Source organism: Burkholderia sp. HAN2018 (assembly GCF_024704855.1).
GTDB classification, from domain to species: Bacteria; Pseudomonadota; Gammaproteobacteria; order Burkholderiales; family Burkholderiaceae; genus Burkholderia; species Burkholderia cepacia.
Genome location: NZ_QOBB01000101.1, coordinates 1 through 24,761, shown reverse-complemented (window position 1 = coordinate 24,761; position 24,761 = coordinate 1). Strand labels below are relative to the sequence as shown.

General features: G+C 66.8%; 22 protein-coding genes. 12 read left to right on the top strand and 10 right to left on the bottom strand.

The genetic code is table 11. The annotated features are described in order from the left end of the window. Positions 1–920: EAL domain-containing protein (locus DPV74_RS23540; protein WP_162923113.1), on the bottom strand; the 920-nt coding region annotated here is incomplete at its 3' end. A 296-nt stretch (positions 921–1,216) separates the two neighbouring features. Here DPV74_RS23540 and DPV74_RS23535 point away from each other — a divergent pair. Then, positions 1,217–2,884 carry a Na+/H+ antiporter gene (locus DPV74_RS23535; RefSeq protein WP_119338039.1) on the top strand — a complete coding sequence of 556 codons (1,668 nt, stop codon included), beginning with the start codon at positions 1,217–1,219 and terminating at the stop codon, positions 2,882–2,884. Positions 2,885–2,985: 101 nt separating this feature from the next. On the opposite strand, the gene DPV74_RS23530 is transcribed toward DPV74_RS23535, so the two are convergent. Together DPV74_RS23530 and DPV74_RS23525 are read right to left on the bottom strand one after the other, a co-directional pair. Further along, the gene (locus DPV74_RS23530) at positions 2,986–6,558 is read right to left on the bottom strand and encodes an indolepyruvate ferredoxin oxidoreductase family protein (RefSeq protein ID WP_119338038.1); all 3,573 of its coding nucleotides are present in this window, start codon (positions 6,556–6,558) and stop codon (positions 2,986–2,988) included. Between the two features lie 226 nt (positions 6,559–6,784). Continuing rightward, on the bottom strand, positions 6,785–8,365 hold the full coding sequence (locus tag DPV74_RS23525; RefSeq protein ID WP_205571936.1) for a PLP-dependent aminotransferase family protein: 1,581 nt from the start codon (positions 8,363–8,365) through the stop codon (positions 6,785–6,787). Positions 8,366–8,394: 29 nt separating this feature from the next. Here DPV74_RS23525 and DPV74_RS23520 point away from each other — a divergent pair, with 29 nt between their 5' ends. Further along, positions 8,395–9,819 carry an MFS transporter gene (locus DPV74_RS23520; protein ID WP_060356936.1) on the top strand — a complete coding sequence of 475 codons (1,425 nt, stop codon included), beginning with the start codon at positions 8,395–8,397 and terminating at the stop codon, positions 9,817–9,819. Positions 9,820–9,857: 38 nt separating this feature from the next. On the opposite strand, the gene DPV74_RS23515 is transcribed toward DPV74_RS23520, so the two are convergent. Further along, positions 9,858–10,721: a LysR family transcriptional regulator gene (locus tag DPV74_RS23515; RefSeq protein WP_060062543.1), complete on the bottom strand. Its 864-nt coding sequence runs from the start codon at positions 10,719–10,721 to the stop codon at positions 9,858–9,860. A gap of 616 nt (positions 10,722–11,337) precedes the next feature. Between DPV74_RS23515 and DPV74_RS23510 the strand changes: the two genes are divergently transcribed. The 7 genes from DPV74_RS23510 to DPV74_RS23480 all read left to right on the top strand — a co-directional run bounded on the left by DPV74_RS23510 (position 11,338) and on the right by DPV74_RS23480 (position 17,787). Continuing rightward, complete coding sequence (locus tag DPV74_RS23510; RefSeq protein ID WP_205571935.1) at positions 11,338–12,423, top strand: 3-deoxy-7-phosphoheptulonate synthase; 1,086 nt, start codon at positions 11,338–11,340, stop codon at positions 12,421–12,423. Positions 12,424–12,479: 56 nt separating this feature from the next. After that, entirely contained in the window at positions 12,480–13,673 is a 1,194-nt protein-coding gene (gene pheA, locus DPV74_RS23505; protein WP_162923112.1) for a prephenate dehydratase, read from the top strand. A gap of 113 nt (positions 13,674–13,786) precedes the next feature. After that, positions 13,787–14,443 (top strand): hypothetical protein, encoded by a 657-nt coding sequence (locus DPV74_RS23500; RefSeq protein ID WP_124840632.1) that lies wholly within the window; start codon positions 13,787–13,789, stop codon positions 14,441–14,443. Positions 14,444–14,539: 96 nt separating this feature from the next. After that, positions 14,540–15,733, top strand: coding sequence for an acyl-CoA dehydrogenase family protein (locus tag DPV74_RS23495; protein WP_060082769.1), 1,194 nt, complete (start codon positions 14,540–14,542; stop codon positions 15,731–15,733). A gap of 37 nt (positions 15,734–15,770) precedes the next feature. Then, positions 15,771–16,547: an enoyl-CoA hydratase-related protein gene (locus DPV74_RS23490; protein WP_060062593.1), complete on the top strand. Its 777-nt coding sequence runs from the start codon at positions 15,771–15,773 to the stop codon at positions 16,545–16,547. 42 nt (positions 16,548–16,589) lie between these two features. Further along, positions 16,590–17,006 carry a thioesterase family protein gene (locus DPV74_RS23485; protein ID WP_081073691.1) on the top strand — a complete coding sequence of 139 codons (417 nt, stop codon included), beginning with the start codon at positions 16,590–16,592 and terminating at the stop codon, positions 17,004–17,006. A gap of 151 nt (positions 17,007–17,157) precedes the next feature. Continuing rightward, positions 17,158–17,787 carry a shikimate kinase gene (locus tag DPV74_RS23480; RefSeq protein WP_081073690.1) on the top strand — a complete coding sequence of 210 codons (630 nt, stop codon included), beginning with the start codon at positions 17,158–17,160 and terminating at the stop codon, positions 17,785–17,787. Positions 17,788–18,520: 733 nt separating this feature from the next. Here the strand turns inward: DPV74_RS23480 and DPV74_RS23475 are convergent. Next, positions 18,521–19,078 carry a sugar O-acetyltransferase gene (locus tag DPV74_RS23475; protein ID WP_119338036.1) on the bottom strand — a complete coding sequence of 186 codons (558 nt, stop codon included), beginning with the start codon at positions 19,076–19,078 and terminating at the stop codon, positions 18,521–18,523. 362 nt (positions 19,079–19,440) lie between these two features. Here DPV74_RS23475 and DPV74_RS23470 point away from each other — a divergent pair, with 362 nt between their 5' ends. After that, the gene (locus DPV74_RS23470; RefSeq protein WP_060082766.1) at positions 19,441–20,055 is read left to right on the top strand and encodes a glutathione S-transferase family protein; all 615 of its coding nucleotides are present in this window, start codon (positions 19,441–19,443) and stop codon (positions 20,053–20,055) included. A 43-nt stretch (positions 20,056–20,098) separates the two neighbouring features. On the opposite strand, the gene DPV74_RS23465 is transcribed toward DPV74_RS23470, so the two are convergent. Together DPV74_RS23465 and DPV74_RS23460 are read right to left on the bottom strand one after the other, a co-directional pair. Then, complete coding sequence (locus tag DPV74_RS23465) at positions 20,099–21,061, bottom strand: ion channel (RefSeq protein WP_027788982.1); 963 nt, start codon at positions 21,059–21,061, stop codon at positions 20,099–20,101. Positions 21,062–21,238: 177 nt separating this feature from the next. Then, on the bottom strand, positions 21,239–22,258 hold the full coding sequence (locus DPV74_RS23460; protein WP_048026803.1) for a sulfate ABC transporter substrate-binding protein: 1,020 nt from the start codon (positions 22,256–22,258) through the stop codon (positions 21,239–21,241). 162 nt (positions 22,259–22,420) lie between these two features. Here DPV74_RS23460 and DPV74_RS23455 point away from each other — a divergent pair, with 162 nt between their 5' ends. Then, complete coding sequence (locus DPV74_RS23455) at positions 22,421–22,570, top strand: hypothetical protein (protein ID WP_193107521.1); 150 nt, start codon at positions 22,421–22,423, stop codon at positions 22,568–22,570. A 139-nt stretch (positions 22,571–22,709) separates the two neighbouring features. Next, complete coding sequence (dapA, locus tag DPV74_RS23450; RefSeq protein WP_119338035.1) at positions 22,710–23,603, top strand: 4-hydroxy-tetrahydrodipicolinate synthase; 894 nt, start codon at positions 22,710–22,712, stop codon at positions 23,601–23,603. Positions 23,604–23,659: 56 nt separating this feature from the next. Here dapA and DPV74_RS23445 read toward each other — a convergent pair whose 3' ends face one another. The 3 genes from DPV74_RS23445 to DPV74_RS23435 form a co-directional block, all read right to left on the bottom strand. Beyond that, positions 23,660–24,040 carry a type II toxin-antitoxin system VapC family toxin gene (locus DPV74_RS23445; RefSeq protein WP_119338034.1) on the bottom strand — a complete coding sequence of 127 codons (381 nt, stop codon included), beginning with the start codon at positions 24,038–24,040 and terminating at the stop codon, positions 23,660–23,662. Further along, a complete protein-coding gene (locus tag DPV74_RS23440; RefSeq protein WP_027788979.1) occupies positions 24,040–24,249 on the bottom strand; it encodes a hypothetical protein in 210 nt (69 codons plus the stop codon). Before DPV74_RS23440 ends, DPV74_RS23445 begins: the two co-directional genes overlap by 1 nt. 115 nt (positions 24,250–24,364) lie before the next feature. After that, positions 24,365–24,761: LysR substrate-binding domain-containing protein (locus DPV74_RS23435; protein ID WP_240440012.1), on the bottom strand; the 397-nt coding region annotated here is incomplete at its 5' end.

The window sequence follows — 24,761 nt, the reverse complement described above, 5'->3', positions numbered from 1 at the left end:
AGGCGCTCGGCCGCGCGTTCGAACGCGCGCAGGTACGGCGCGAGCCGCTGCGCATCGCGCCGCTCGCGCGCCTCGGTCTGCTGGCGAAAACGCTCGGTCAGCTCGCCGATGCAGCCCGTCGCGGCCGCGCTGTCGGGCAGCCCCGGCGCCGGCCGGCCGAAGTAGTAGCCCTGCACGAAATCAGCCTCGCACGACAGCGCGATCTGCGCCTCGTGCTCGGTCTCGATCCCCTCGACGAGCACCAGCTTGCCGGCCTCGTGCAGCAGCGTCACGAGCCCGTGCAGGATCGCGGTGAGCCCGGTGCGGTGCGCCGCGTGCGACAGCATGATCCGGTCGAGCTTCACGATGTCCGGGTTCAGTTGCCAGATCCGCTCGAGATTCGAGTGGCCCGCGCCGAAATCGTCGAGCGCAATCAGGAAACCGTGCGTGCGGAATTCGCGCACGGCCTCGGCCAGCCGCTCGACGTCCTCCGCGCGCTGCTCGAGCACTTCGAGCACGATGCGGCGCGGCGGCATGCCGAGCCGCTTCAGGTTCGCGAGCAGCGCGGCCGCCTGGAACGGGTCGGTGAGCACCCCCGGATGCACGTTGAGGAACAGCCACTCGCGCTCGGCGCCGAGCAGCGCGAAGTTCTCGAGATGCAGCGCCTGCGCGAGCCGGTCGAGCTGCAGCAGTTCGCCCTGGCGCGCGGCTTCGCCGAACACGTCGAGCGGCGACACCGCGCGGTCGAGCGCATCGTGCGCGCGCAGCAGCGCCTCGTAGCCCACCGCACGCTGGTGCGACAGGCTGAAAATCGGCTGGAACACGGTCGTGAGCGTCAGGTCGCGGTGCTGCGTCGCCAGACGTTCGAGGCCGGAACTCACCTCCCGCTCGAACCGGTACGGCGATGCAGCGGCCGGACGCTCCTGTTGCACGATCGTCATGCCTTCCTCCTGGTAATGCCTTCGAACGCGGCGCCCGGCAAGGCGAACGGCGCGTGCAATGTCATGGTTGGACCCTCGGTTGCCCGGTCGAAGCCGGACGGTTGACCAGCATCAAGCAAGCTCCGTGCAAGGCGCGTAGAACCCATGCGCCGCGCGGGCTCACCGGGCCGCCGCACCACCGTGGCACACGCGCGACGCACCAGTTTCGTGCGCACGCACCGGCCGCTCGAACGCACCCGTCACGCTGTCACGCTACACTCCGTACGATCGTTTCATTCCCCGTATTCGCCGTATCGATGGAAATCGTCTTCACCGTCCTGATCCTGCTGCTGACCGTCGCGCTGTCCGGCGCCGTCACGCGCATCCTGCCGTTCCAGCTGCCGTTGCCGCTGATGCAGATCGCCTTCGGCGCGATGCTCGCGTGGCCGAAGCTGAACCTGCACGTCACGTTCGATCCCGAAATCTTCATGCTGCTGTTCATTCCGCCGCTGCTGTTCGCGGACGGCTGGCGGATTCCGAAGCGCGAGCTGTACCTGCAGCGCCGCGCGATCCTGATGCTCGCATTCGGGCTCGTGTTCATGACGGTACTCGCAGTGGGCTACTTCGCGCACTGGCTGATACCCGAGTTGCCGCTGCCGATCGCGTTCGCGCTCGCGGCCGTGCTGTCGCCCACCGACGCGGTCGCGCTGTCGGGCATCGCAGGAAAGGGCCGGATTCCGCCGCAGCTGATGCACATCCTCGAAGGCGAGGCGCTGATGAACGACGCGTCGGGCCTCGTCGCGCTGAAATTCGCGATCGCGGCCGCGCTGACGGGCATGTTCTCGCTGCGCGACGCGTCGGTCACGTTCGTGATCGTCGCGGCCGGCGGGCTCGCGACGGGCGCGATCGTGTCGTGGGCGTTCAGCGCGCTGTCGACGCGCTTCCTGAACGCCGAGCAGGAAGGCGATCCGGCCCCCGGCATCGTGATGACGCTGCTCGTGCCGTTCGCGGCCTACCTGTTCGCCGAGCACCTCGAGCTGTCGGGCGTGCTGGCGGCCGTGTCGGCCGGGATGATGATGAATTACACGAGCTTCTCGCGCAAAAGCACCGTTGCATCGCGCGTGCGCGCCGAAAGCACGTGGGCGATGATCGAGTTCGTGTTCAACGGCATGGTGTTCATCATGCTCGGGCTGCAGCTGCCGCACATCATCGGCCGCACGCTCGTCGACGCGCACCACACGAGCGACGCGCTCGTCGGCCGGATGATCTTCAACGTCTGCGCGATGATGCTCGCGCTGTACGCGATCCGCTTCCTGTGGGTCTGGCTGCTGCGCTGGTTCGCGAGCCGTCGCGCCGCGCGCCAGGGCCTCGCCGGCACGATGGCCGGCACCCGCACGATCGCGGTGATGACGGTCGGCGGCGTGCGCGGCGCGGTCACGCTCGCCGGCGTGCTGTCGATTCCGGTCGCGCTGTCCGACGGCGTGCCGCTGCCGGGCCGCGACACCGCGGTCTTCATCGCGTCGGCGGTGATCCTCGGCTCGCTCGTCGTCGCGGTGATCGGCCTGCCGCTGCTGCTGCGCGGCGTGCGTTCGTCGCGCAGCCCGCTCGGCGACGAGGAACGCGCCGCGCGCGCGGCCGCCGCGCAGGCCGCGATCCGCGCGATCGACTCGTCGCACGACGCGATCTCGGCCAATCTCGACGAATCGGGCGCCGCGCGCTGCGCGGATATCTCCGCACGCGTGATGGACCAGTACCGCCGCCGCCTCGCGACGCTCGCCGAGGACGGCCCCACGCCGCGCGCCGAAGCAAAGCAGGCCGAAACGATGGAACTGCAGATGCGGATCGCGGCCGTGCGCGCGGAACGCACCGCGCTGTACCGGCTGCGCAGCGACAGCAAGATTTCCGACGAGACGCTGACGAAACTGCTGCGCGAGATCGACCTGTCTGAAACGGCGCTGTCGACGCGCAAGAAAGGCATTCTCTGACGGACGGCCGCCGCTGCTGGTACGCAGCAGCCGCTCATGAAAAAACGGCGACGCACCAGCGTCGCCGTTTTCACATCCGCCCACATCCGCCCGCGTGCGCGTTACTTCGCGACCACGACCGGAATCCCCTTCAGCATGCCCGCGCCCTTCATCTCGTCGAGCGCGTGCTGCACGGCCGCGCTCGTCGCCGCGTCGATGCCGAGCTGCAGTGCGAGCTCGCGCTCCGCGCGCTTCACGCCGGCCAGGTTGCGCACCTTCACGTGACCGAAGCCGCGCACGCGGGCATGCAGGTCGGCCAGTTGCGCGACCTGCGCCGCATTGCCGGCCGTCATCGCGGCGAGCGCCCGTGCGAGCGTCGTCTCGTAGTCGTCGGCGAGTGCGCGTTCCATCCTGCGCTCGACGGTGCGACCGAACGGGTCGAGCCACGTGCCGCGCAGGCTGCGCACGCGCGCCAGCACGCCGAACACCGGCCACATCCACTGGCCGAACACGCGCTTCTTCGGCACGCTGCCGTCGCTGCCGGCCTTCGCGACCGTCGGCGGCGCGAGGTTGAACTTCACGCGATAGGCCTGCCCCGGCACGCCTTCGAACTGCGCTTCGAGCGCCGTGCGGAACGCGTCGTCCGTGTACAGCCGCGCGACCTCGTATTCGTCCTTCACCGCGAGCAGCCGGTAGAACGTCGTCGCGACCGCGCGCGTGAGCGCGTCGTCGCTCTTCGCGCGCGCCGCGCTCACGAGCGCACGGTAGCGCTCGACATAACGGGCGCCGCCGTACGCTTCGAGACGCGCCTCGCGATCGGCGATCAGCTCGGCGAGCGTCTCCGGCGCGGCATGCGCGGCCACCGTGTGGCGCGCGTTCCACAACGCATCGAGGCCCGCCGCATCGCCGGCCGCCATCCGGCCGATCGAGAACGCGAGCTTGTTCATCGGCACCGCGACGTTGTTCAGCTCGATCGCGCGCATCATCGCCGCGAGCGACACCGGCACGAGGCCGAGCTGCCATGCATAACCGAGCATCAGGATGTTCGCGCCGATCGAGTCGCCGAGGAACTTCGCGGCGAGCGCCTGCGCGTCGCAGCTCGACAGGTAGCCGTCGCCGGCCGCGTGACGCATCTTCTCGAGCAGCGCGTCCGCATGCAGGTTCGCGTCGGGGTTCTGCACGAACGATGCATTCGGGATCCGGTGCGTGTTGACGACGATCCGCGAACGCTCATGACGCACCGTCTGCAACGCCTCGGCGCTCGCGCCGACGACCATGTCGCACGCGAGCAGCACGTCAGCCTGCTGCGTGTCGATGCGCACCTGGTTCAGCCACCGGTCGCTCGACGCGATCCGCACGAACGACAGCACCGAGCCGCCCTTCTGCGCGAAGCCCATGAAGTCGAGCACCGACGCGCTCTTGCCTTCGAGGTGCGCGGCCATGCTGATCAGCGCGCCGACCGTCACGACGCCCGTGCCGCCGACGCCCGTCACGAGCATGTCGAACGGCGCCGCGTCGAGATGCGTCGCGGGCACCGGCAGCGCATCGACGCGCGCGGCGAGCGCGGCTTCGTCGAATGCCGCACCGGCGGCCTTCTTCAGCGCCGCGCCCTCGACCGTCACGAAGCTCGGGCAGAAGCCGTTCACGCACGAATAGTCCTTGTTGCACGACGACTGGTCGATGCGGCGCTTGCGGCCGAGCGGCGTTTCGAGCGGCTCGACCGACAGGCAGTTCGACTGCACGCCGCAGTCGCCGCAGCCTTCGCACACCGCGTCGTTGATGAACAGGCGCTTGTCCGGGTCGGGGAATTCGCCCTTCTTGCGGCGGCGGCGTTTCTCGGCCGCGCAGGTCTGGTCGTAGATCAGCACGGTGACGCCCGGCGTCTCGCGCAGCTCGCGCTGCACCGTGTCGAGCTCGCTGCGGTGATGGAACGTCGTGCCTTTCGGGAACAGCCCGTGGTGACCGTCGTACTTCTCCGGTTCGTCGGACACGACAACGAAGCGCGACACGCCTTCCGCCTCGACCTGCCGCGCGATCTGCGGCACCGAGATGCTGCCGTCGACCGGCTGGCCGCCCGTCATCGCGACCGCGTCGTTGTAGAGGATCTTGTACGTGATGTTCGCTTTCGCGGCGACCGCCTGGCGGATCGCGAGGATGCCCGAGTGGAAGTAGGTGCCGTCGCCGAGGTTCTGGAACACGTGCTTCGTGTTGGTGAACATCGCGTGCGCGGCCCAGTCGACGCCCTCGCCGCCCATCTGGATCAGCCCCGTCGTGTCGCGCTCCATCCATGACGCCATGAAGTGGCAGCCGATGCCGGCCTGCGCGATCGAGCCTTCCGGCACCTTCGTCGACGTGTTGTGCGGGCAGCCCGAGCAGAAGTACGGCGTGCGCTTCACGGCATCCGCCTCGTTCGACAGGATCTGCGGCGCGACGAGATCGACGACGCGCTCGCGGCGGTCGAGCGCCGGCTTGTGGCGCGCGAGCCATTCGGCGAACACGGGCAGGATGCGCGACGGGCGCAGCTCGCCGAGCTCGGACAGCAGGCAGGCGCCTTCGGCATCGTGCTTGCCGAGCACGCGCGGGCGCGCGCCCTCGGTGCGGTTGTACAGATAGTCCTTGATCTGCTGCTCGATGACCGGGCCCTTCTCCTCGATCACGAGCACTTCGGCGAGCCCGTCGACGAAGGTCTCGATGCGCGTCATCTCGAGCGGATACGACAGGCCGACCTTGTAGATCCGCACGCCGGCCGCGTCGAGGTCGGCCACCGTCAGGTCGAGGCGGCGCAGTGCTTCCATCAGGTCGAGGTGCGCCTTGCCGCAGGTCACGATGCCGACGTTCGCCTGCGCGCTCGGTGCGATCCACTTGTCGATGCTGTGGGTGCGCGCGAAATGGCGCACCGCGTCGAGCTTCGCGGCGAGGCGCGCTTCGATCGTCAGGCTCGGCAGGTCCGGCCAGCGGTTGTGCAGGCCGCCCGCCGGCGGCGTGAAGCCTTCAGGCGCCGGCCAGTGCGTCTGCAGCGCGTCGAGGTCGACGGTCGAGCCCGACTCGACCGTTTCGGAGATCGCCTTGAAACCGACCCACGCGCCCGAGTAGCGCGACAGCGCCCAGCCGTACAGGCCGAATTCGAGCATGTCGGCGATGTTCGCCGGGTTCACGACCGGCATGTGCCACGCGATCATCGCGAAGTCGCTCTGGTGCGGCATCGACGACGACACGCAGCCGTGGTCGTCGCCCGCGACGACCAGCACGCCGCCATGCGGCGACGAACCGTACGCGTTGCCGTGCTTCAGCGCGTCGCCCGCGCGATCGACGCCCGGGCCCTTGCCGTACCACATCGCATACACGCCCTCGACCGTGCGCTCGGGATCGGCCTCGACGCGCTGCGTGCCGAGCACGGCCGTGCCGCCGAGTTCCTCGTTGATCGCGGGCAGGAAACGCACGCCGCCGGCGTCGAGCAGCTTCTTCGCCTTCCACAGCTGCTGGTCGACCATGCCGAGCGGCGAACCGCGATAGCCGCTGACGAAGCCGGCCGTGTTGAGCCCCTGTTCGGCGTCGACCGTGCGCTGCATCAGCAGCAGGCGGACCAGCGCCTGCGTGCCGGTCAGGAAGATCCGGCCGCGCGTCGCGGTCAGGTTGTCGGTCAGGCGGTAGTCGGACAGGGCGGGCGTGCCATCGACGGGCAAGCGGGCGGTCATGGGGGAAGTCTCCTGATTGTGTTCTCTCACTGGCGCGATCGCGAAGCCGGTGCAATGCGGCCGCGTCGCGGCGGGTCAATGCAGCTATTTTTCAGCGACAAAGGAAGATTTTTTTTTCTGATCTTTGCGATCGGCCACCAACGTGAGCAAAAAACACAACGGGAAGTGACGATCAGGAGGAAAATCTTGCCCGGCATGCCGGGGGGTGCTGTCCGGCGTCTCGCCGTCAGGTGGCGATGGCGCGCCGCAGTCGCAACACGGCGTCCCGCATATTGCCCGGCAGCGTCGCGCCAAAACCGATCACGAGCCCGGCCTCGCCACCGCCACGGTAGTGCGGCGACAGCGGTGGAGTCTGCAGCCCGAGTGCCGTCGCGGCCTCCCACACCGCGAGATCCGCGTCCGGCGTAGCCGCGCCACGCAGCTTCGCGACGAGATGCAGGCCGGCGTCGGGCGCGGCCCCCCAGTCGAGTACGTCAGCGCAGTGGCATTCGAGCGCCGCCAGCAGCGCATCCCGGCGCTCCCCGTAAAGCATGCGCATACGCCGCAGGTGCGTCGCGAAATGCCCTTCGCCGATGAATTCCGCGAGCGTGACCTGCAACGGAGTCGGCGATTGCCGGTCGACCAACGCGCGGGCATGGGCGAAGGCTCCGGCGAGCCCCGGTGGCGCGATCAGGAAGCCGATCCGCAACCCGGGCGCGAGGACTTTCGCAAACGTGCCGACGTAGATCACGCGATTCGCGGCAGACTGCCGGCCCAGCGCGCGCAACGGGTGCAGCGGCCGGCCGGCGTATCGGTAGTCGCCGTCGCAATCGTCCTCGACGATCCAGGCGTCGGCGCGCTCGGCCCAGTCCAGCAACGCGAGCCGGCGCCGCAGGCTCATGGTCACGCCGAGCGGGTATTGGTGCGACGGCGTGATCACCGCCAGCCGCGCGCCCGCAGCCAGCCGCACACCCGCCTCGACATCGAGGCCCTCTGCATCGACCGGCACCGGCACGACACGGGCGCCCGCACTTTCAACCGAGCTGTGTCCCGCGACGAACCCCGGGTTTTCGACCCACACTGCGGCACCCGCGTCGATCAGCAAGCGCGCCGCCAGTTCAATCGCGTGCTGGGAACCCGACGTGATCACGACGTCGTCCGCATCGCACGACAGACCGCGTGTGACGCCCAGGTGCTCGGCAATCGCTTCGCGCAGCGGGCGGTATCCGGCCGGATCGGCATAGCCGAGCTGGTCGGCAGCCGGCCGGCTGCGCCAGAAACGGGCGGAAAGACGCGTCCACGTGTCGTACGGAAACGCATCGAACGCCGGCGTGCCGGGCGCGAGCAGGCCCGGTTCGCGCGGCACCGGCGTAACCGGCAGGTTGACGAGGTGACGCCCCCGCTCCGACAGCGCCGAATACGCTTCGCCGTGCGCCGCGGCAACGGACGGCCGTGCCGCGGCAGCGGGCAGCGAGAGGTCCTCCGGCAACACGTCCGGCACATAGATGCCGGAGCCGCGCTGCCCGTGTGCATAACCCTCCGCCACGAGCCGGTCGTACGCCAGTACGACGGTCTGCCTCGACACGCCCAGGTCGGCCGCGAACGATCGCGTCGACGGCAGACGTGCGCCGGGACGCAGATGGCCGCGCAGCACCGCCTCGCGAAGGTGGCCGGCGATCTGCTCCTGGAGCGGCAGCGCAGCGGCAGGATCGACCGCGAAGGCGCCCCAGACGGGTGGCGTGGTGCGTTTGCTCATGGCTTGAAAGTGGATTGATCCGGTTTTCGAAAGTGGGCTTAGTTGATTGTGCCACCTGTTGCTATCGTGCAAGCCATGTCATTTCTTTCCCTGTTACGCGCATGACTATCGAAGCGTCCCCCCTGCGCCGCCGCCTCGCGCTCGCGTCGCTCTACACCGGCGTGTTCCTCCCACCGCTGGACTACTTCATCGTCAATCTGGCGTTGCCGTCGATCCACGTCGGCCTGAAAGCCAGCGACGCGCAGATTCAGTTCACCGTCTCCGCGTACGCGCTCGCGTATGCGGTCGTCCTGATCACCGGCGGGCGCCTCGGCGACCTGTACGGACGCAAGCGGATCTTCATGATCGGCATGGCAGCCTTCGTCCTGGCATCGGCACTGTGCGGGATGGCGACGAGCGGCACGGTGCTGGTTGCGAGCCGGGTCATACAGGGCGTCAGCGCAGCGCTGATCACCCCGCAGGTCCTCGCATCGATCCGTACCGTCTTCCCCGCACACATGCAGGCGCGCCTGATGGGCATTTACGGATTCGTGTTCGGGCTCGCATCGGTGGCCGGGCAAATCGGTGGCGGCGCGCTGATCGATCTGCGTCCGTGGGGGCTCGACTGGCGCATCGTATTTCTCGTGAACGTGCCGATCGGCATGCTCGCCCTGGCCGGCACCTGGCGGTATCTGCCGGAGAGCCGCGCGGCGCGCGGCGCGCGCATCGACATCCCGGGCATGACCGCGCTGACGATTGCGCTGCTGCTGCTCATCTATCCGCTGACCGTCGGCCGCGAATTGCACTGGCCCGCGTGGACGTTCTGGAGTCTGGGCCTGTGCGTCCCCGCGTTCGTCGCCTTCATCCGGATCGAGCGCCGCATCGCGCGGCGGTCCGGCGATCCGCTCGTCGACGTCGCGGTGTTGAGCCAGCCGGTCGTGGCGATCGGCCTGTTGCTTGCGTTCCTGTTCTACAGCATCGCCGCGTTCTTCCTGACCTATGGCATCTACCAGCAGGAAGGACTCGGCTGGACCCCGCTGCAATCGGGCCTCGGCCTCGCTCCCTACGGCGCAGGTTATCTGCTTGCACCGCTCGCGACACCATGGCTCGCGCGCCGCATCGGAGAGGGTCTGATGCCGCTCGGGTTCGGTTGCCTCGCCGGTGGCTTCGGCCTGTGCGCATCGCAACTGGGACACGGCGCGCCTGAACTGCCGTTTTACATCGGTCTCCTGATTGCAGGAACCGGGCAAGGATTGGCCCTGCCGTCGCTGCAACGGATCGTGCTCGCGGACGTCGACGCGCGCCATGCCGGCATGACCGCGGGCGCGATAGTCGCGATGCTCTACATCGGCGCCGCGGTCGCCGCCGCGTCCATCGGCAGTGCTTTCTTCGGCGCACTCGGCGAGCGTGGTGGTGCCGTGGCCCACGCGCACGCGATGCGCATCGGCCTCGAATGGATGCTGGTTCCGCTCGTTGCAGGATTCCTGGTCAGCGTATGGATGGTGTGGCGTCGCGAGCGGGCGACGAGCGCCGTACGCGGCATCTGATGCGTCGCAGCGCACACGACGCAGTCCTGCAAGGGCAATCACGCCGCGTCCGTCACGCGGTCCTTGCTGCCATACGACGCAGCGATTGCGCGAAGCGCATGTCTCGCACGCTCGCCGAGCGAGCCGCTGTGCAAGACGACATCCGAGCCGGGTAGCGGCGGCAACCCGAATCGGGGGCCGACCTCGACGGATCCTGCCGGCGCGACGGGCCTGGCCAGCGCGGCGACGGCCACGCCGGCGGATACGGCGGCCGCGACCGCATTCACGCCTCCGCCCACGAAGACCTCGAGCCACGGAATGCCCGCGTCGTCGAGCGCCCGAGCGGCCATCATGCGTACCCTGCACGTGGCCGGCAACGACGCGAGACGTAGCGGCGTCCCCGGTTCGAAATGCAGGTTCGGCGACGCATACCAGCCGATCTGCTCGTTGGCGATCACGCAGCCGTCGTCGCGCCCCTCGACGCGCCGTACGATAGCGGCGTCGAGATTCCGGCTGTCGAGTTCGGCGAGCAGCCGGCGGGAATTGTCGACACGCACTTCGACCGTCAGCGCGGGATCGAACACGTGAAGAGACGACAGCAATGCCGTTAATTCCGTGCCGACGAGATTGTGGCTCACGCCGAGCGCCAGACGTGCGGGAGGCAGTGCCGGTCCGCGCAACGCACGGTCATGCGCGGCGACGAATTCGCGCGCAGGCTCGACGAATGCATCCCCTTCTCGCGACAATCTTACGCTGCGCGGCGTGCGATCGAGCAACCGATAGCCCAGGCGTTCCTCCAGGCGTTTCAATTTCACGCTCACCACACCCTGAGTCGTATCGAGAAAATCCGCCGCCTTCGTAAAACTCTCCAATTCCGCAACCAATAGAAATACACGAACAGCATCAACATCGAGCGTGGTCATGGTCAATCATCCATATTTGTTGTGATTGATATAATTATTTCGATATTCAACACATACTCAGGGAACTCCATAATTCTGTCAACACGCCGCAAATGATAGCGATTCGTGAAGAATATTATCGAGAGGGCCACGTGAATAATTTCATCCGCGTAACCAAGCAATCGATTTCATCGCATTTGTGCATCTTTTCAACCGGATAGGCCGCCCGCGCGGACTTGCGCTTCGCGTACCGGACGCGTCGGCCACTATGACGGGGCCACCGCGGCGGGATGACGCGAGCCGGTCCGCCGCTCCGGGTCCCGCAATCGGAATTCAGTGATTCCCGCTGCCCGGCAAATTCCCGGGACGGTGAGGAGAACCGTTTTTGATGCAAAAGTTATTTACTAATTGCATTCAAAAAGCTTTCCGACTCCATATGACACTCCATCGAATATCGCCGGAGATGGATCGGCTCGCCATTAATTACGCTGAATTACCAAACACACTGATTTAATCTGGCAGAAAAATTTTCAAATGCGTCACCTTGCCTTGCGCGACTTGACGTAGCACGGCCCCGTCCGCCTTGACCTTGAAAACGACTTTCAATTTTGCAGTGCTAATGATTTGCGAGGAAATCATGAACGAGCAACGCAATCCTCCCGTTTTGGTCCCCGCACCGGCACACCTGCGGCGCGAGTTGCCGGTCGAGCGCGACGAGATGCGATTCGTCGACGAATCTCAAGCTGCGATCCGACGCATCCTGGATGGCAGCGACGATCGGCTTCTGGTGATCGTCGGCCCCTGCTCGGTGCACGAGCCGGCCGCGGCGCTCGACTATGCGGCGCGTCTGTCCGACGTCCGGCGCACGCTGCATCGCGACCTGGAGATCGTGATGCGCGTCTATTTCGAGAAGCCGAGAACCTGTCTTGGCTGGAAAGGGTTGATCAACGATCCGCACCTCGACGAGTCGCATGATGTCGATGCCGGCCTGCGGATCGCGCGCCGGTTGATGCTGGACGTCTCGTCGCTGCGCGTGCCGATCGCTACCGAGTTCGTCGACGTCCTGAGTCAGCACTATCTCGCGGACCTCGTATCGTGGGGCGCGATCGGCGCCCGCACCACGGAGTCCCAGATCCACCGTGAAATGGCATCCGGGCTCGCGTGTCCGATCGGATTCAAGAACGGCACCGACGGCAACCTGAAGGTCGCGATCGACGCGATCCGCTCGGCTCGCAGCCGCCATCGCTTTCTCGGCGTCGACGGCGATGGCCGATTCGTCCGGTACTCGACGGAAGGAAACGGCCATGGTCATCTGGTACTTCGCGGCGGCAAGGTGCCCAACTACGATGCGCAGAACGTGGCCGCAGCCTGCGATTTGCTCGTCACGAACGGACTCGCACCACGTGTCGTCATCGATGCGAGCCACGGCAACAGCGGCAAGTTGCACGAGAACCAGCTCCCTGTATGTGCATCGATTGCCGCGCGCATCGTGACCGGCGACGCCAGCATCGCCGGCGTCATGATCGAGTCGAATCTCGTCGCCGGTAGCCAGCCACTCGGCGCCGGTACGGCGCTCGTCTATGGCCAGAGCATCACCGACGCGTGCATCGGCTGGAGCGACACGACCGCCACGCTCGAGCGGCTCGCCGCCGCGGTCCGTGCTCGCCGGCAGTTCGTTGCCGGTACCCGCGCCGATCTGGCGTCACTTTCGTCTACCGCATGACCGACGGCCGCCACCGCCTGCCTCGACCGGCAGTCGGATCGGGCACGCACCCCGGCATGGCGAAACTCGACTCACTCACTTTCGGCTCCATGGACAACCTCACGCAGGCGCCGAGCGCGCCCCATGAACGCGAGGTCGATCGGCACCGCCGGTCGATCAACGCGATCGATCACGAATTGCTCCGTCTGCTCAATCGCCGCAGCGAACACGCTCAGCAGATCGGTTTGTCGAAACGGCGCGCGGGGCTGACGATTCCCCAACCGTCTCGAGAGCAAGGGATTCTCGACGAACTCAAGCGGCTCAACGCCGGGCCGCTACGCCCTGCACAAGTCGACCAGATCTGGAGAGAGATCTTCTCCGCGTCGCGGAGCCTTCAGCAGGGCGCACCGATTGCCTTCCTCGGCCCGAACGGAACCTATAGCGAGGATGCGGTGATCTCGTTTTTCGGCGACGCCGCCCTGCGCATCGGTTGCGCGACGCTCGACGACGCATTCGACGCAGTCGCGTCGGGCGCGGCCCCTGCCGCGGTCGTACCGTTCGAGAATTCCGCACACGGCTGCATCGCGGACACGCTCGATCTGCTCGCCCGCACCGGGCTGCCCGCAAGCGGGGAAGTGATCCTGCCGATCGTGCACTGCCTTCTGTCGCATGCGAGTGACCTTGGCACGGTCGACTGCGTGCTCGGTCATCCGCAGGCGCTCGCGCAATGCCGGAACTGGCTCGACCGCCACTTGCCGAGCGTCGAGCGGCGCGCCGTATCGAGCAATGCCGCCGCCGCGAAGGCAGCGAGCGAAAGCACCACGCACGCGGCACTCGCCGGCGAGCGGGCCGGCCGGCTCTACGGCATCAAGGTGCTGTCTCGCGCGATTCAGGACCAGCCATCGAATCGCACGCGATTCCTGATCGTCGGCGACGTGCCGCGCATCGCGACGAGCAGCGGCAAGACGCTGATACGCGTCGAGATCGAACATCGCGCAGGCAGTCTCGCCGGTTTGCTTGCCCCCCTGCAAACCCACGGCGTCTCGATCGAGTTCCTCGAGACGCGCCCGCTCGGCAACGGCGCGTGGACGTACTGCTTCTATCTCGAGCTTTCCGGCTTTCCTCACGAGGCGCCGGTTGCCGAGGCGCTGGCGGAAATGACGCGCCGGGCGTCGACGCTTGCCGTGCTCGGCGCGTATGCACGCTCGGCCATGTGTGCTGTGCCCTCCGTCTCGCTCCCCCGAGCCACCGACGAGGAGCGCGCGCAATGATTCGGCCACCCGACCATGCAATGCACCGCGTCAAACGGATCTTCACGTCACTTGACGACCGCCTGATCGTGCTGCTTCGATGCACGCCGCACACGCTCGTGCGTCGCGACACGATGAAGTGCCTGAACGCACTGCGCTCCGCGTACGAGGACGATCTGGAAATCGTGCCGTTTCTCGCAGCGGATTGCCGGCGCACCTTGCCCGAGACAGTCGAACGAACGCTTGGACGCCGGGTTCGTCGCACGGGCTTCTCGCTGGCTGTCGAGCACACCGGCATGCGCGGGGCCGGCATGCCGTCCTCGTGGTGGTTGTGGGACGGCGGCGCATCGCTGCGAATCCCGGCCGATACACCGGTCATCGCCACGCTCTGGCCGTCCGTCCCGCCGGAGGACCTCGGTTGGGCGCTGCCGCTCGCCGATGGCGAGTGCCTGACCAAACGCCTCGCGACCCTCGACGAGGGGGCGTTGCCGGTCAACGGCCGGCGCCTGCTGGTCGACCTGCGCTCGCAAGGCGCCAGCGGCATGCACATGCTCCGGCATACCCGGCTGGCAGCCGAAACGATCGGCTCGCATCGCGATGTGCTGGGTGGTGCCGTGCTCGACCTGCGCAATCTGGTCGACCTGCGCATACCGCCCGCCCTGCCGTCACGCGACACCGGCGTCGATCTCGACACCGTCAAGGCGTTGCTCGACGCATTGGCGAACGTGGTCACGCATTGCCGCATTGCGACCTATACGCGTGCAGGCACGTCGCTATGGCGGCGCCTCTAGTCCCCGGAAAGCGGACAAGCCGACACGGACGCTCCTTTCGTTTGCAACCGTTTCCTTTCCTCTCCCGATTCACCTCTCCACCCAAGGCTCCACGACATGACGACGACCAAGGCAAAACTGAAATTCGACCCGCTCGATCCGCTGCAGATCACCCGGGAACTGTCCGACGATGAAAATGCGTACCGCGAACGCGTGCGCACGTTCGCGACAAGCGTACTCGCGCCGCGCGTGCGCAGCGCGTTCCGGTACGAGCATGAGGATCGGGCGATCTTTCGGGAAATGGGCGCGCATGGCCTGTTCGGCTGCATGGTGCCTGACCAGTACGGCGGCGAAGCGCGCAACGCCGTCTGCTACGGCATCGCATCGCATGAAGTCGAACGCGTGGATTCAGGTTACCGCTCGCTGCTGACGATCCAGGCATCGCTCGTCATCTTCCCCATCCTGCATTTCGGTACCGATGCACAGCGGGAACGTTACCTGCCGAAGCTCGTGTCCGGCGAATGGGTGGGCTGCTTCGGCATGACCGAAGCGAACCTCGGCTCCGATCCCGCCGCGATGCAGACACGTGCCACCAAAGTACCCGGCGGCTATCGCCTGAACGGCGAGAAGAACTGGATCACGAACGCACCCATCGCGGATGTACTGATCGTCTGGGCGAAGGCGGAGGACGGCAACGTGCTCGGCTTCATCGTCGAACGAAATGCCGCCGGACTGTCGACGCCAGTCATCGAGGGCAAGATGGCATTGCGTGCGTCGACGACGGGGAAAATCGTGCTGGACGACGTGATGATTCCGGATTCCCAGGTGTTGCCGGGCGTGAAGCGCCTGTCCGATCTCTTCAGTTGCCTGAATTCCGCACGCTACGGGATCTCGTGGGGCGCGCTCGGCGCCGCGGCCGCCTGCTACGAAACCGCTCGCGATTACACGCTCGCCCGCAATCAGTTCGGCAGGCCCCTGGCCGCAAACCAGCTGATCCAGAAGAAGTTCGCCGACATGCTGACCGAAATCTCGCTCGGGATGCTCGGCTGCCTTCGCTTCGGTCGAATGACCGACGACGGCATCGCGAGCGTCGAGCTGACGTCGATCCTGAAGCGCAACTCGTGCGGCAAGGCGCTGGACATTGCCCGTGTTGCGCGCGACATGCTCGGCGGCAACGGTATCTCCGACGAGTACTGCGTGATACGCCACCTGCTGAATCTCGAAGTCGTCAATACATACGAGGGCACGCACGACATCCACGCGCTCGTGCTGGGCAAGGCGATCACCGGGCTGAGCGCGTTCGCGAACTGAGCCCAATCCATCTACACCGGAGATGAACATGCACCACATGGAGGAGATGCTCGTCGTCGCGGAACGGATCGGTCGGGTTGCCCATCTGCAACTCAACCGGCCCAAGAAGGCGAACGTACTCAATGTTGAACTGATGGCGGCGCTGTCCGCCCACCTGGCGCACCTCGATGGCGACGACGAAGTCAGCGTGATCGTCATTTCGGGGCATCCGAAGTTCTTCGCGGCCGGCGCGGACGTCGCCGCCATGGTCGAGCGCAGCGCGTCGGACGTGATTCGCGAACGCTTTCTCACCGGAGCCTGGGAATGCGTCGGGCGCGTGCGCAAGCCCGTCGTCGCCGCGGTGACTGGCTATGCGACCGGAGGCGGGTGCGAACTCGCGCAGGCCTGCGATGCAATCATCGCGGGCGAATCCGCCCGCTTCGGGCAGCCGGAACTGGCGCTCGGCACGATCCCCGGGCTCGGCGGCACGCAACGCCTGCCTCGCTGGATCGGCCGGATGCGCGCGATGGACTGGTGCCTCCGCGCCCGCGTCGTCACCGCACGAGAGGCGCACGACGCAGGCCTCGTCACGCAGGTGGTCGCCGACGCCGACGTCGTCACGCACGCGATCGCGTACGCCCAGGAGATTGCGGCCTACTCGCTTCCGGCACTGATCCTGTTGAAGGAAGCCATCAATCGCACCGCCGAGATGCCTTTGTCCGCCGGGCTCGATCTCGAGAAACGCCTGTTCTACGCGACCTTTGCGTTCGAGGACAGGCGCGAAGGCATGGCCGCATTTCTCGCGAAGCGCCCCCCCGTATTCCGGCACGCGTGACGCACGCGCCATTTCACTTTCAAGAGGAGCCTCCCGATCACCATGCCGAAACGTCACTTCACTCAGCAGATCATCGTCCGCTATTCGGATATCGACTACATGGGGCACGTCAGCAACGCGGTCTATTACCAGTACCTGCAAGACGCGTACGTGAAATTCATGTACGGATTGCTCGACGCGCCGTTCAGCGAACGCATCTCGCAGATCACCGTGAAGACGGTATGCGAGTACCTCGATCAGGTGCGGCTCGGCGAGGTGCTGAACCTGCGCGCCAGCGTCATCCGGTTCGGTACGCGGAGTTTCGACATCGAGTATCTGCTGGCGCGCCGGGACAACGAGGACCATCTTGTCGCACGCGGCCTGTCAACCCACGTCACGTTCGACTATGCGACCAACGCGTCGATCCTGCTGCCGGACGATCTGAAGGCGAGCGTGCTCGCTTATCAGGGCAGTCTGTAGTCTGCAGTCGTTGCCGCCCATTCCACCGGCCTGTCTGTCGGTGCGCCAGTTGGCGTCCGTCAGACGATCCGGCACCTTGCCACGCAGGCGCGATCTCCGTCGTCGACGCAACGCCCCGGAGCCGCACGGCATTACTCGACAGGGCCTGAACATGTCCCACGCTCATCGACAGCACGACGACGTGTCCGCCAGGGACACCGCAGGGCCAAGCCATCTGGACGGTCCGGAGACGATCCGCGAAAGCGGTTGCCGGATCTGTCTCGTCGGACTGATGGGCACCGGCAAGACGACTGTGGGGCGACACCTCGCGCAACACCTGTCGATCGACTTCGTCGATGCCGACGCATTGCTCGAAGCCCGGCTGGGCTACCCGATCCGGGAATGCTTCGCGCGCGACGGCGAGCGGGTCTTTCGTGACCGGGAATCGAACATCATCGAGGAAATCGCCCGCCGCCCCGAAGTCGTCCTGTCGACCGGCGGCGGCGCCGTGCTGTGCGCGCGCACCCGTTCGACACTGAAACGCCGCTTCACCGTCGTACATCTGACGGCAACCGTCGAAGAGATCCACGCCAGGACACGGCACGACCCGTCGCGCCCGCTATTGCAGACCGACGATCCGATCGCGACGCTACAAAGCCTGCTGCTGCAGCGACAAGCGCTCTACGAGGCCTGCGCCGACCTCACGGTCGACACGACCGCCCGGTCCGTCCCGGCGATCGCGATGCAACTGGCCCGCGCGCTCCGGTCGGTCGATGTGCATGATCCGGACTCGTCGCACTGAAGCCGCGCACGATCAACGCTCGCCTACTCGGACGCTCACCGTTAGAATGCACAGCCTTTCGAGTGCCCCGCGCCGGGATGCTCATCGGAATCGGCGACGCAACCTGTCCGATCGGGTGTTCACCCTCACCCTTGGAATTCACAGCGTTTCGAGTGTCTTCGGGTGGGGAATATCCACAAGGTGGCGCGTGCGCGATCTCCATCGCGCGCTCACTCTCACCGTTGGATTGCACAGCATTTCGATCCCTGTCGGATGTATGTTATCCACAATCGCGACGCTGCAACCCGACACACTCGCCGGTCCTCACCTGTGAAATGCACAGCGCGACGAGTCGTTTCCGGGCAGGATATCCACATCGTCGCCGGGACGGAATGCACTTGATCAGGTACGCTCGCTCACCCTGGAAATTCACAGCATTTCGCGTCGTGCGAGCGGTCGGTTATCCACACCCCGGATTCCGCGATCCGCCGCATCGGGTCATCCTCACCGATGATCTGCACAGCCTGTCGAGTCGTTTGCCGTGGTGATATCCACAACCGGCTGTGCGAAGCGTCCTTCATTCGTCATCGGCGAGGCGGCGCGCGGAAACCGGCCGATGGCCGGGAAGCCTTGCCCCGTCGTCCTCGGCGGCACCCTCACCCTTCAAATGCACAGCGTTTCGAGTCGCCTCGGGGTGGGTTATCCACATCCGTCCGGCTCGGCTGCGTCCAATCGGCTCGCGCCCCGCGCGGCGTTACTCGGCAATCGACCGGATGACCGCTGCCGGATTGCCGCCGACCAGCACATTCGGCACAACATCCCGCGTGACAACGGCCCCGGCCGCGACCACCGAGTTCTCGCCCACCGTCACGCCGCCGACGATCGTCGCGCCGGCGCCGATCCATACGTTGCGTTCGATCACGATCGGCTTCGCGACGACGAAATCGCGCCGCCGCGAAGGTTCGACGGGATGGCCCGACGTGATGAGACTGACGTTCGGCCCGATCATCACATCGTCGCCGATCGCGAGCCCGCCGAGATCGTAGAACGTGCAGTTCTGGTTGACGAACACGTTGCGACCGAGCTTCATGCCGGTGCCGCCCGTCGCATGGAACGGCGGGATCAGCACGAAGCCGTCGTCCACCGGCGTGCCGATCAGTTCGCCGAACAATGCGCGGACTTCCGCGGCATCGTCGAATGTCAGGCGGTTGATCCGCGCGGCGATCGCCATCGCCCGCTTGATCTCGGCCACCATCGCCGCCGACTCCGGCGTTCTTCCCGGAATGATCGTGGTGCGATCGTCGTTTGCCATGCGTGAGTTGTCTCCCATGATTTCCCTGTTTCGTGTCGTATCGGCGAATGCAGCCGGATGCGAGTCTTGCCGTGCGCACGGGCACTGCGGGCGTCACGACGCCGGGCAAGTGACGCCGGCTTGCGCCGGAATTTTTCATCGTGTTTACAACTAGTATGAATACGACTAGTTATTAGTTTACTTCCTTGTCGCATCGAGCTTTGCCCGGTTTTCCACTCGAAACGCCACGCGTCCGGCCATCATTCGCAGATAGTCGCCGCTCGCCGGGCGCCCCTGGCCGGGCGCCCCTGTCCGAACCTCCGGCGCTCGGGTACGCTTGAGCATCCACCGGACCGACGGCTGCACCCAATCACGGAGGCACGATGAAGCTCTACTACTGGCCGAAGACCCGGGCATTCCGGGCGCTGTGGATGCTCGAAGAGCTCGGTGTGGTGTACGAACTCGTGCCGATCGACCTGCGCTCGCATGAACAGGGCAGCGACGCGTTCGTGCAGGTCAACCCGATGGCCAAGCTGCCCGCGCTCGACGACGGCAGCGTGCCGTTCGCCGAATCGGGCGCCGTGCTGCTCTATCTCGCCGACCGCTGCCCGGGTGCCGGGCTCGGCATCGCGCCCGACGATCCGCTGCGCGGCCGCTTTCTCCAATGGATGTTCTTCACGCCGACCTGCCTCGAACCGGCGATGGCCGAAAAATTCACCGGCGCGTCGGGCAATCCGGTCGCATTCGGCTGGGGCAACATCACGCGCGTGCAACGCGCACTCGCGCAAACGCTCGCCCATCATCCATGGCTCGTCGGCGACCGCTTCACCGCGGCCGACCTGCTGCTCGCCAGCACGCTGAAGATCGCATTCGACGCGCATCTGCTGCCGCACGAAGGCGTGCTCGGCGACTACGTCGCGCGCGCCGAGGACCGCGACGCATTCCGCCGCGCGGTCGCGATCGAACAGCGCGAAGCGGCGCGCCTGCTGCATGCGTGACGCGTAGCGCGCGGGCGGTGCCGCCAGCCGCCCGCGGGCGTACCTACGCAGCCGGGCCCGGCGCCGCTGCGTCGGCATCGACCACCGCGCCCGGCGAGCCGCGCTCGTCGGTATCGGTGTCGACCGGCACGACTTCATGAAAATGCGTGTAGTCGATGTGCGTGATGCCGTCTTCGTCGTGCATCAGGTCGACATAGCGGTGACGCCAGCGGATTTCACCATGCACCCACGTGTGACGCGCCTGCATCACCTGCGCGGTCGTCTCGTCCGAGCCTTCGATCGTGATCAGCAACGACGCGTCGCGCGCGGCGAGCGATTCGGGCGTCTCGCCAAACAGCGCGCTCGATTCGTCGATCACGTGCATCAGGTTCCAGCCGAGCAGGAAAATCGGGTGCTCGCTGCGCACGAGCGGCAGGTCGTGGATCTTGCGCAGCGTGTAGCCCTCGTGCGTGCCCTCGATCCGCATCAGCCGCAATTTCGCCTGCGCCTCGGCAATCACGTTCTGGCGCGCGTTCGCGGCGCGCACCATCAGCGTCATCCTGCCGTTCAGCGGCCGGACGATCGCGTAGCGCGCGAACAGGATCTTCGCCTGCGGTCGCGAAAACCGCGCGAACACGAGCCCCGTGGCCAGCGCGATGCCCGACATCCCGATGAAGATCTCGAACGTCGCGACCAGGTGCGCATAGACGGTCTGCGGATGCATGTCGCCGTAGCCGACGGTCGCGAGCGTCTCGACGCTGAAGAAGAACGCGCCGCCGAACCCGGCCGGCGACTGGTTCGCGATCGACGCATGGCCGAGCAGGTAGAGCATTGCAAAGCCGCCGTTGAGCAGCAGGAACAGCACGGCGAGCGACAGGAAGAAAACGGGCCAGCTCACCGTCAGCGCGCGGTGATAGAGGTCGCGCCAGCCGAGCGGCGGCATCCCGTACGCGATGACCGGGCGTGTGCCCGACCAGATCTTGCGGCCACGGCCGCGGGAGGCTGGGGAGGACGAATCGACATTCATCGCGCGGCGCCGGAAGCAGGAAGGCGATGAGCGTAGCACGCGCGGCCGCGGCCGGGTATGCGTGCCGGTTCGAACGAGCGTCCGCCGCGCCGCCGGCCGCCAGGCACAAAAAAGCCGGCCGCGGAAGCGGCCGGCTGCGTCGTCAGCGTGCGGACAGGCGCGCGGTGTGCGCGGCGCTCACTTCCGGTCGACGATCACCTGGTCGAACGTGCCGCCGTCCGCGAAATGCGTCTTCTGCGCGTTCGCCCAGCTGCCGAAGACCTGCTCGACGCTGAACGTCTTCAGCGGCTTGAACTCGGCAGCATGCTTCTTCAGCACGTTCGCGTCGCGCGGGCGCAGATGGTGCTGCGCGATGATCTCCTGCGCTTCCGGCGTGTACAGGTAGTCGAGATACGCCTGCGCGACCTTGCGCGTGCCCTTCTTGTCGACGACCTTGTCGACGACGGCGACGGGCGGCTCCGCAAGGATGCTCGCCGACGGATACACGGCGTCGAACTGCGCGCCCGACGCACCGGTGTCCATCAGCGCGACCTCGTTCTCGAACGTGACCAGCACGTCGCCGATGCCGCGCTGCGTGAACGTCGTCGTCGCGCCCCGGCCGCCGGAGTCGAGCACCGGCACGTTGCGGAAGATCGCCTTCTCGAAGTCGATCGCCTGTTGGTCGGTCGCGCCCTTCTGCTTCTGGAAGCCCCATGCGGCGAGATACGCATAACGACCGTTGCCCGACGTCTTCGGGTTCGCGATGATCACCTGGACACCCGGCTTCGCGAGATCGCTCCAGTCCTTGATCGCCTTCGGGTTGCCCTTGCGCACCAGGAACACCATCGTGGTCGAGTACGGCGAGCTGTTGTCCGGGAAACGCGCACGCCAGTCCTTCGGCAGCAACTGGCCGCGCTCGGCGAGCAGGTCGATGTCGTTCGGCTGGTTCATCGTCACGACGTCGGCCTGCAGCCCCTGCAGCACCGACAGCGCCTGCGCGCTCGACGCGCCGTGCGACTGCTTGATCGCGACCGTCTCGCCGGTCTTCTGCTTGTACGCGGCGGCAAAGCCCGTGTTGATGTCCTTGTACAGCTCGCGCGTCACGTCGTACGACACGTTCAGGATCGACGTGTCCGCGTGCGCGGCCGACGCCGCCACGACCAGCGCCGCCGCCGCGCCCGTGTGCAGCCAGCGGCCGATCCCCTTCATGCTTGCCATCGTGATATGCCCCGCTTCCAGTGGTGGTGAATGTGCGTGACGGCACGCGTACGCGCTGTCATCGAAACGTAAGCGGGCATTCTAGCGGCCGGGGGCGGCGCGCTTTCCAATCAGTCGTGGAAAGCAAATCTCGATTCCTGCTAAACGGCGGCGGACACTCGCGTGCGCATCGAATCCGGTGTTAAGATCGCCGCTCAGCCCATTCACGGTTCCTCCATGTCCGCTGCCCTGCGCTCGCTTCCGATCCTCGCCGCCGTCGCGGCAGGTGCGCGCGCGGCCGGGCTGAAACTGAAAAAACGACTCCTCGACTGACGGGGACGTCGCGTCCCGTCAGGCGAATGCCGGACGGGATGCCCGCAGGTCGTTTCATTCTCCTTGCACGCATGCCTCGCTCCGGCCCACCGCCGGCGGAACGGTTCCTTCCCACTCCGTTTCCACCATGAGGCTTTGCATGAACACACGTTTCGAAGGTATCTGGCTGCCGATCATCACGCCGTTCCACCACGGCGCAGTCGACCATGCCGCGCTCGCGCGACTCGCGCGCCACTATGCGGGCGCGGGCATCGCGGGCTTCGTCGCGGGCGCGACGACGGGTGAAGGCGTGCTGCTCGACGCACGCGAACAGGACGCCGTGTTCGCGACGCTGCGCGACGCGGCGCCCGGACTGCCGATCGTCGTCGGGCTGACCGCGAGCGCGACGCATTTCGCGGCCGCGCGTGCGCGCGAACTCGCAGAGTTGCGGCCGGACGGGCTGCTCGTCACGCCGCCCGTGTACGTGCGGCCGACGCAGGACGGCATCCGCCGCCACGTCGAGGCGATCGTCGACGCGGCCGACCTGCCGGTGCTCGTCTACAACATCCCGTACCGCACCGGCGTGAACGTCGAACTGGACACGCTGCAGGCGCTTGCGCGCGACCCGCGCGTCGCGGGCATCAAGGAATGCGGCGGCACGCTCGACCGGATGAGCCGGCTCGTGCACGACACGCCGCTCGCGATCCTGTCCGGCGACGACAACCAGAACTTCGCGGCGATGTGCGCCGGTGCGCACGGCGCGATCGCGAGCAGCGCGCACGTGCTGCCCGAATGGCATGTGCGCATCCATGCGCTGCTGCGCGACGGCCGGCTCGCCGATGCGCGGCGCCTGTCGGTCGCGTTGCAGCCGCTCGTCGCGGCGCTGTTCGCGGAGCCGAATCCGGCACCGGTGAAGGCCGTGCTGGCCGCGCAAGGGTGGTGCGAGGACGGGTTGCGGCTGCCGTTCGTGCCGGCGAGCGAAGGGTTGCGGGAGCGGCTGGCCGCGCTCTGCGCGGAACTGGACGAAACCGCACCGGACGCCGCAGCGGCATGACCCGCGACGCCCCGTGAGGCGCCGGCGACCGACGGCTTTCGTGCCGACAAATCGCTTCAAACTGTCAGAACGAGAGACAGGCCGTACCGTGCAAGACGGGTATCGGCCGTCACGAGCTGAAGCGGCTCGAGCCGTGCCTGCGCGGCCAGCAAGCGATCGAACGGACCGCGATGGTGGTGCGGCAAATCGCGCACTGCCGCGCCATGCACGGCCCGAACCGGTAGCTCGTGAATCCCGCTCGAGCCGATCGCGCGGATCAGCTTGCCGACGTCGGTATCGAGCTTCCCCAAGCCGGCCTTGATGGCGGCCTCCCAGATACTCGCGCTGCTGACGAAACGCTCGTCGGCGGCCGAAATCAGTCGGCGCGCCCGTGCGCTGAGCTTGGGGTCATCGGTCACGATCCACAACAAGACGTGCGTGTCGAGCAACAACCGCATCAGCGCCCTTCGAACGCATCCAGCAGGTAATCGGGCAGCGGCGCATCGAAATCGTCCGCGATCCGGGCCTGCCCTTGCAGGACACCGAACCGAACGGGCGGATTGGCAGACACGAGTCGACCGGCTGACGCCCCGTCGCCGCGGATCGTGGTATCTGCCCGTTGGGCCGGATCGACCGCACCGGCGCCGGGCGTATTCGCGTTTTGCATGACGACCTCCGTTTCAAGTGATCATCACTGTAGTCAGGTTCACCCGATCGATCCATTCGGCCAATCGGCAGAGGGATTGCCGAACCGCAACCCGCGGCGGCAATCGAACGTTTCGTCACGCCGCCAGCGCCGCCACCGCCCCCTCCGTCGCATCCCGCACCGCTTGCGTCACGATCCACGCGAGCCGGTCGACGGTCGGCGTCGCCGACGACGTGCGCCGCAGCAGGATCAGCGGCAGGCTCGGCAACGCAGGCAATCCGAGCGAAGCCGCATCGAGCACGCGCACCGACGCGGGCAGTCCGTAATGCGAACGCACCGTCAGCCCGAGGCCGGCCGCCGCCGCGGCCCATAACCCGGCGAGACTCGGCGTGGTGAATGCAACGCGCCACGGCACGCCCGCGCGGTCGAGCGCATCGGTCGCGGCGCCGAAGAACCGGCACGGCCGGTCGAACACGACGAGCGGCAGCGCCTCGCCCGCGGCACGGCCGCCCGCCGAGGCGTGCGCGGCAGCC

Excerpts from the sequence above, each read along its gene's own strand:
- DPV74_RS23535 (WP_119338039.1), top strand. The coding sequence starts at position 1,217 with ATGGAAATCGTCTTCACCGTCCTGATCCTGCTGCTGACCGTCGCGCTG.
- DPV74_RS23530 (WP_119338038.1), bottom strand. The coding sequence starts at position 6,558 with ATGACCGCCCGCTTGCCCGTCGATGGCACGCCCGCCCTGTCCGACTAC.
- DPV74_RS23520 (WP_060356936.1), top strand. The coding sequence starts at position 8,395 with ATGACTATCGAAGCGTCCCCCCTGCGCCGCCGCCTCGCGCTCGCGTCG.
- DPV74_RS23515 (WP_060062543.1), bottom strand. The coding sequence starts at position 10,721 with ATGACCACGCTCGATGTTGATGCTGTTCGTGTATTTCTATTGGTTGCG.
- DPV74_RS23510 (WP_205571935.1), top strand. The coding sequence starts at position 11,338 with ATGAACGAGCAACGCAATCCTCCCGTTTTGGTCCCCGCACCGGCACAC.
- pheA (WP_162923112.1), top strand. The coding sequence starts at position 12,480 with ATGGCGAAACTCGACTCACTCACTTTCGGCTCCATGGACAACCTCACG.
- DPV74_RS23500 (WP_124840632.1), top strand. The coding sequence starts at position 13,787 with ATGAAGTGCCTGAACGCACTGCGCTCCGCGTACGAGGACGATCTGGAA.
- DPV74_RS23495 (WP_060082769.1), top strand. The coding sequence starts at position 14,540 with ATGACGACGACCAAGGCAAAACTGAAATTCGACCCGCTCGATCCGCTG.
- DPV74_RS23490 (WP_060062593.1), top strand. The coding sequence starts at position 15,771 with ATGGAGGAGATGCTCGTCGTCGCGGAACGGATCGGTCGGGTTGCCCAT.
- DPV74_RS23485 (WP_081073691.1), top strand. The coding sequence starts at position 16,590 with ATGCCGAAACGTCACTTCACTCAGCAGATCATCGTCCGCTATTCGGAT.
- DPV74_RS23480 (WP_081073690.1), top strand. The coding sequence starts at position 17,158 with ATGTCCCACGCTCATCGACAGCACGACGACGTGTCCGCCAGGGACACC.
- DPV74_RS23475 (WP_119338036.1), bottom strand. The coding sequence starts at position 19,078 with ATGGCAAACGACGATCGCACCACGATCATTCCGGGAAGAACGCCGGAG.
- DPV74_RS23470 (WP_060082766.1), top strand. The coding sequence starts at position 19,441 with ATGAAGCTCTACTACTGGCCGAAGACCCGGGCATTCCGGGCGCTGTGG.
- DPV74_RS23465 (WP_027788982.1), bottom strand. The coding sequence starts at position 21,061 with ATGAATGTCGATTCGTCCTCCCCAGCCTCCCGCGGCCGTGGCCGCAAG.
- DPV74_RS23460 (WP_048026803.1), bottom strand. The coding sequence starts at position 22,258 with ATGGCAAGCATGAAGGGGATCGGCCGCTGGCTGCACACGGGCGCGGCG.
- dapA (WP_119338035.1), top strand. The coding sequence starts at position 22,710 with ATGAACACACGTTTCGAAGGTATCTGGCTGCCGATCATCACGCCGTTC.
- DPV74_RS23445 (WP_119338034.1), bottom strand. The coding sequence starts at position 24,040 with ATGCGGTTGTTGCTCGACACGCACGTCTTGTTGTGGATCGTGACCGAT.
- DPV74_RS23440 (WP_027788979.1), bottom strand. The coding sequence starts at position 24,249 with ATGCAAAACGCGAATACGCCCGGCGCCGGTGCGGTCGATCCGGCCCAA.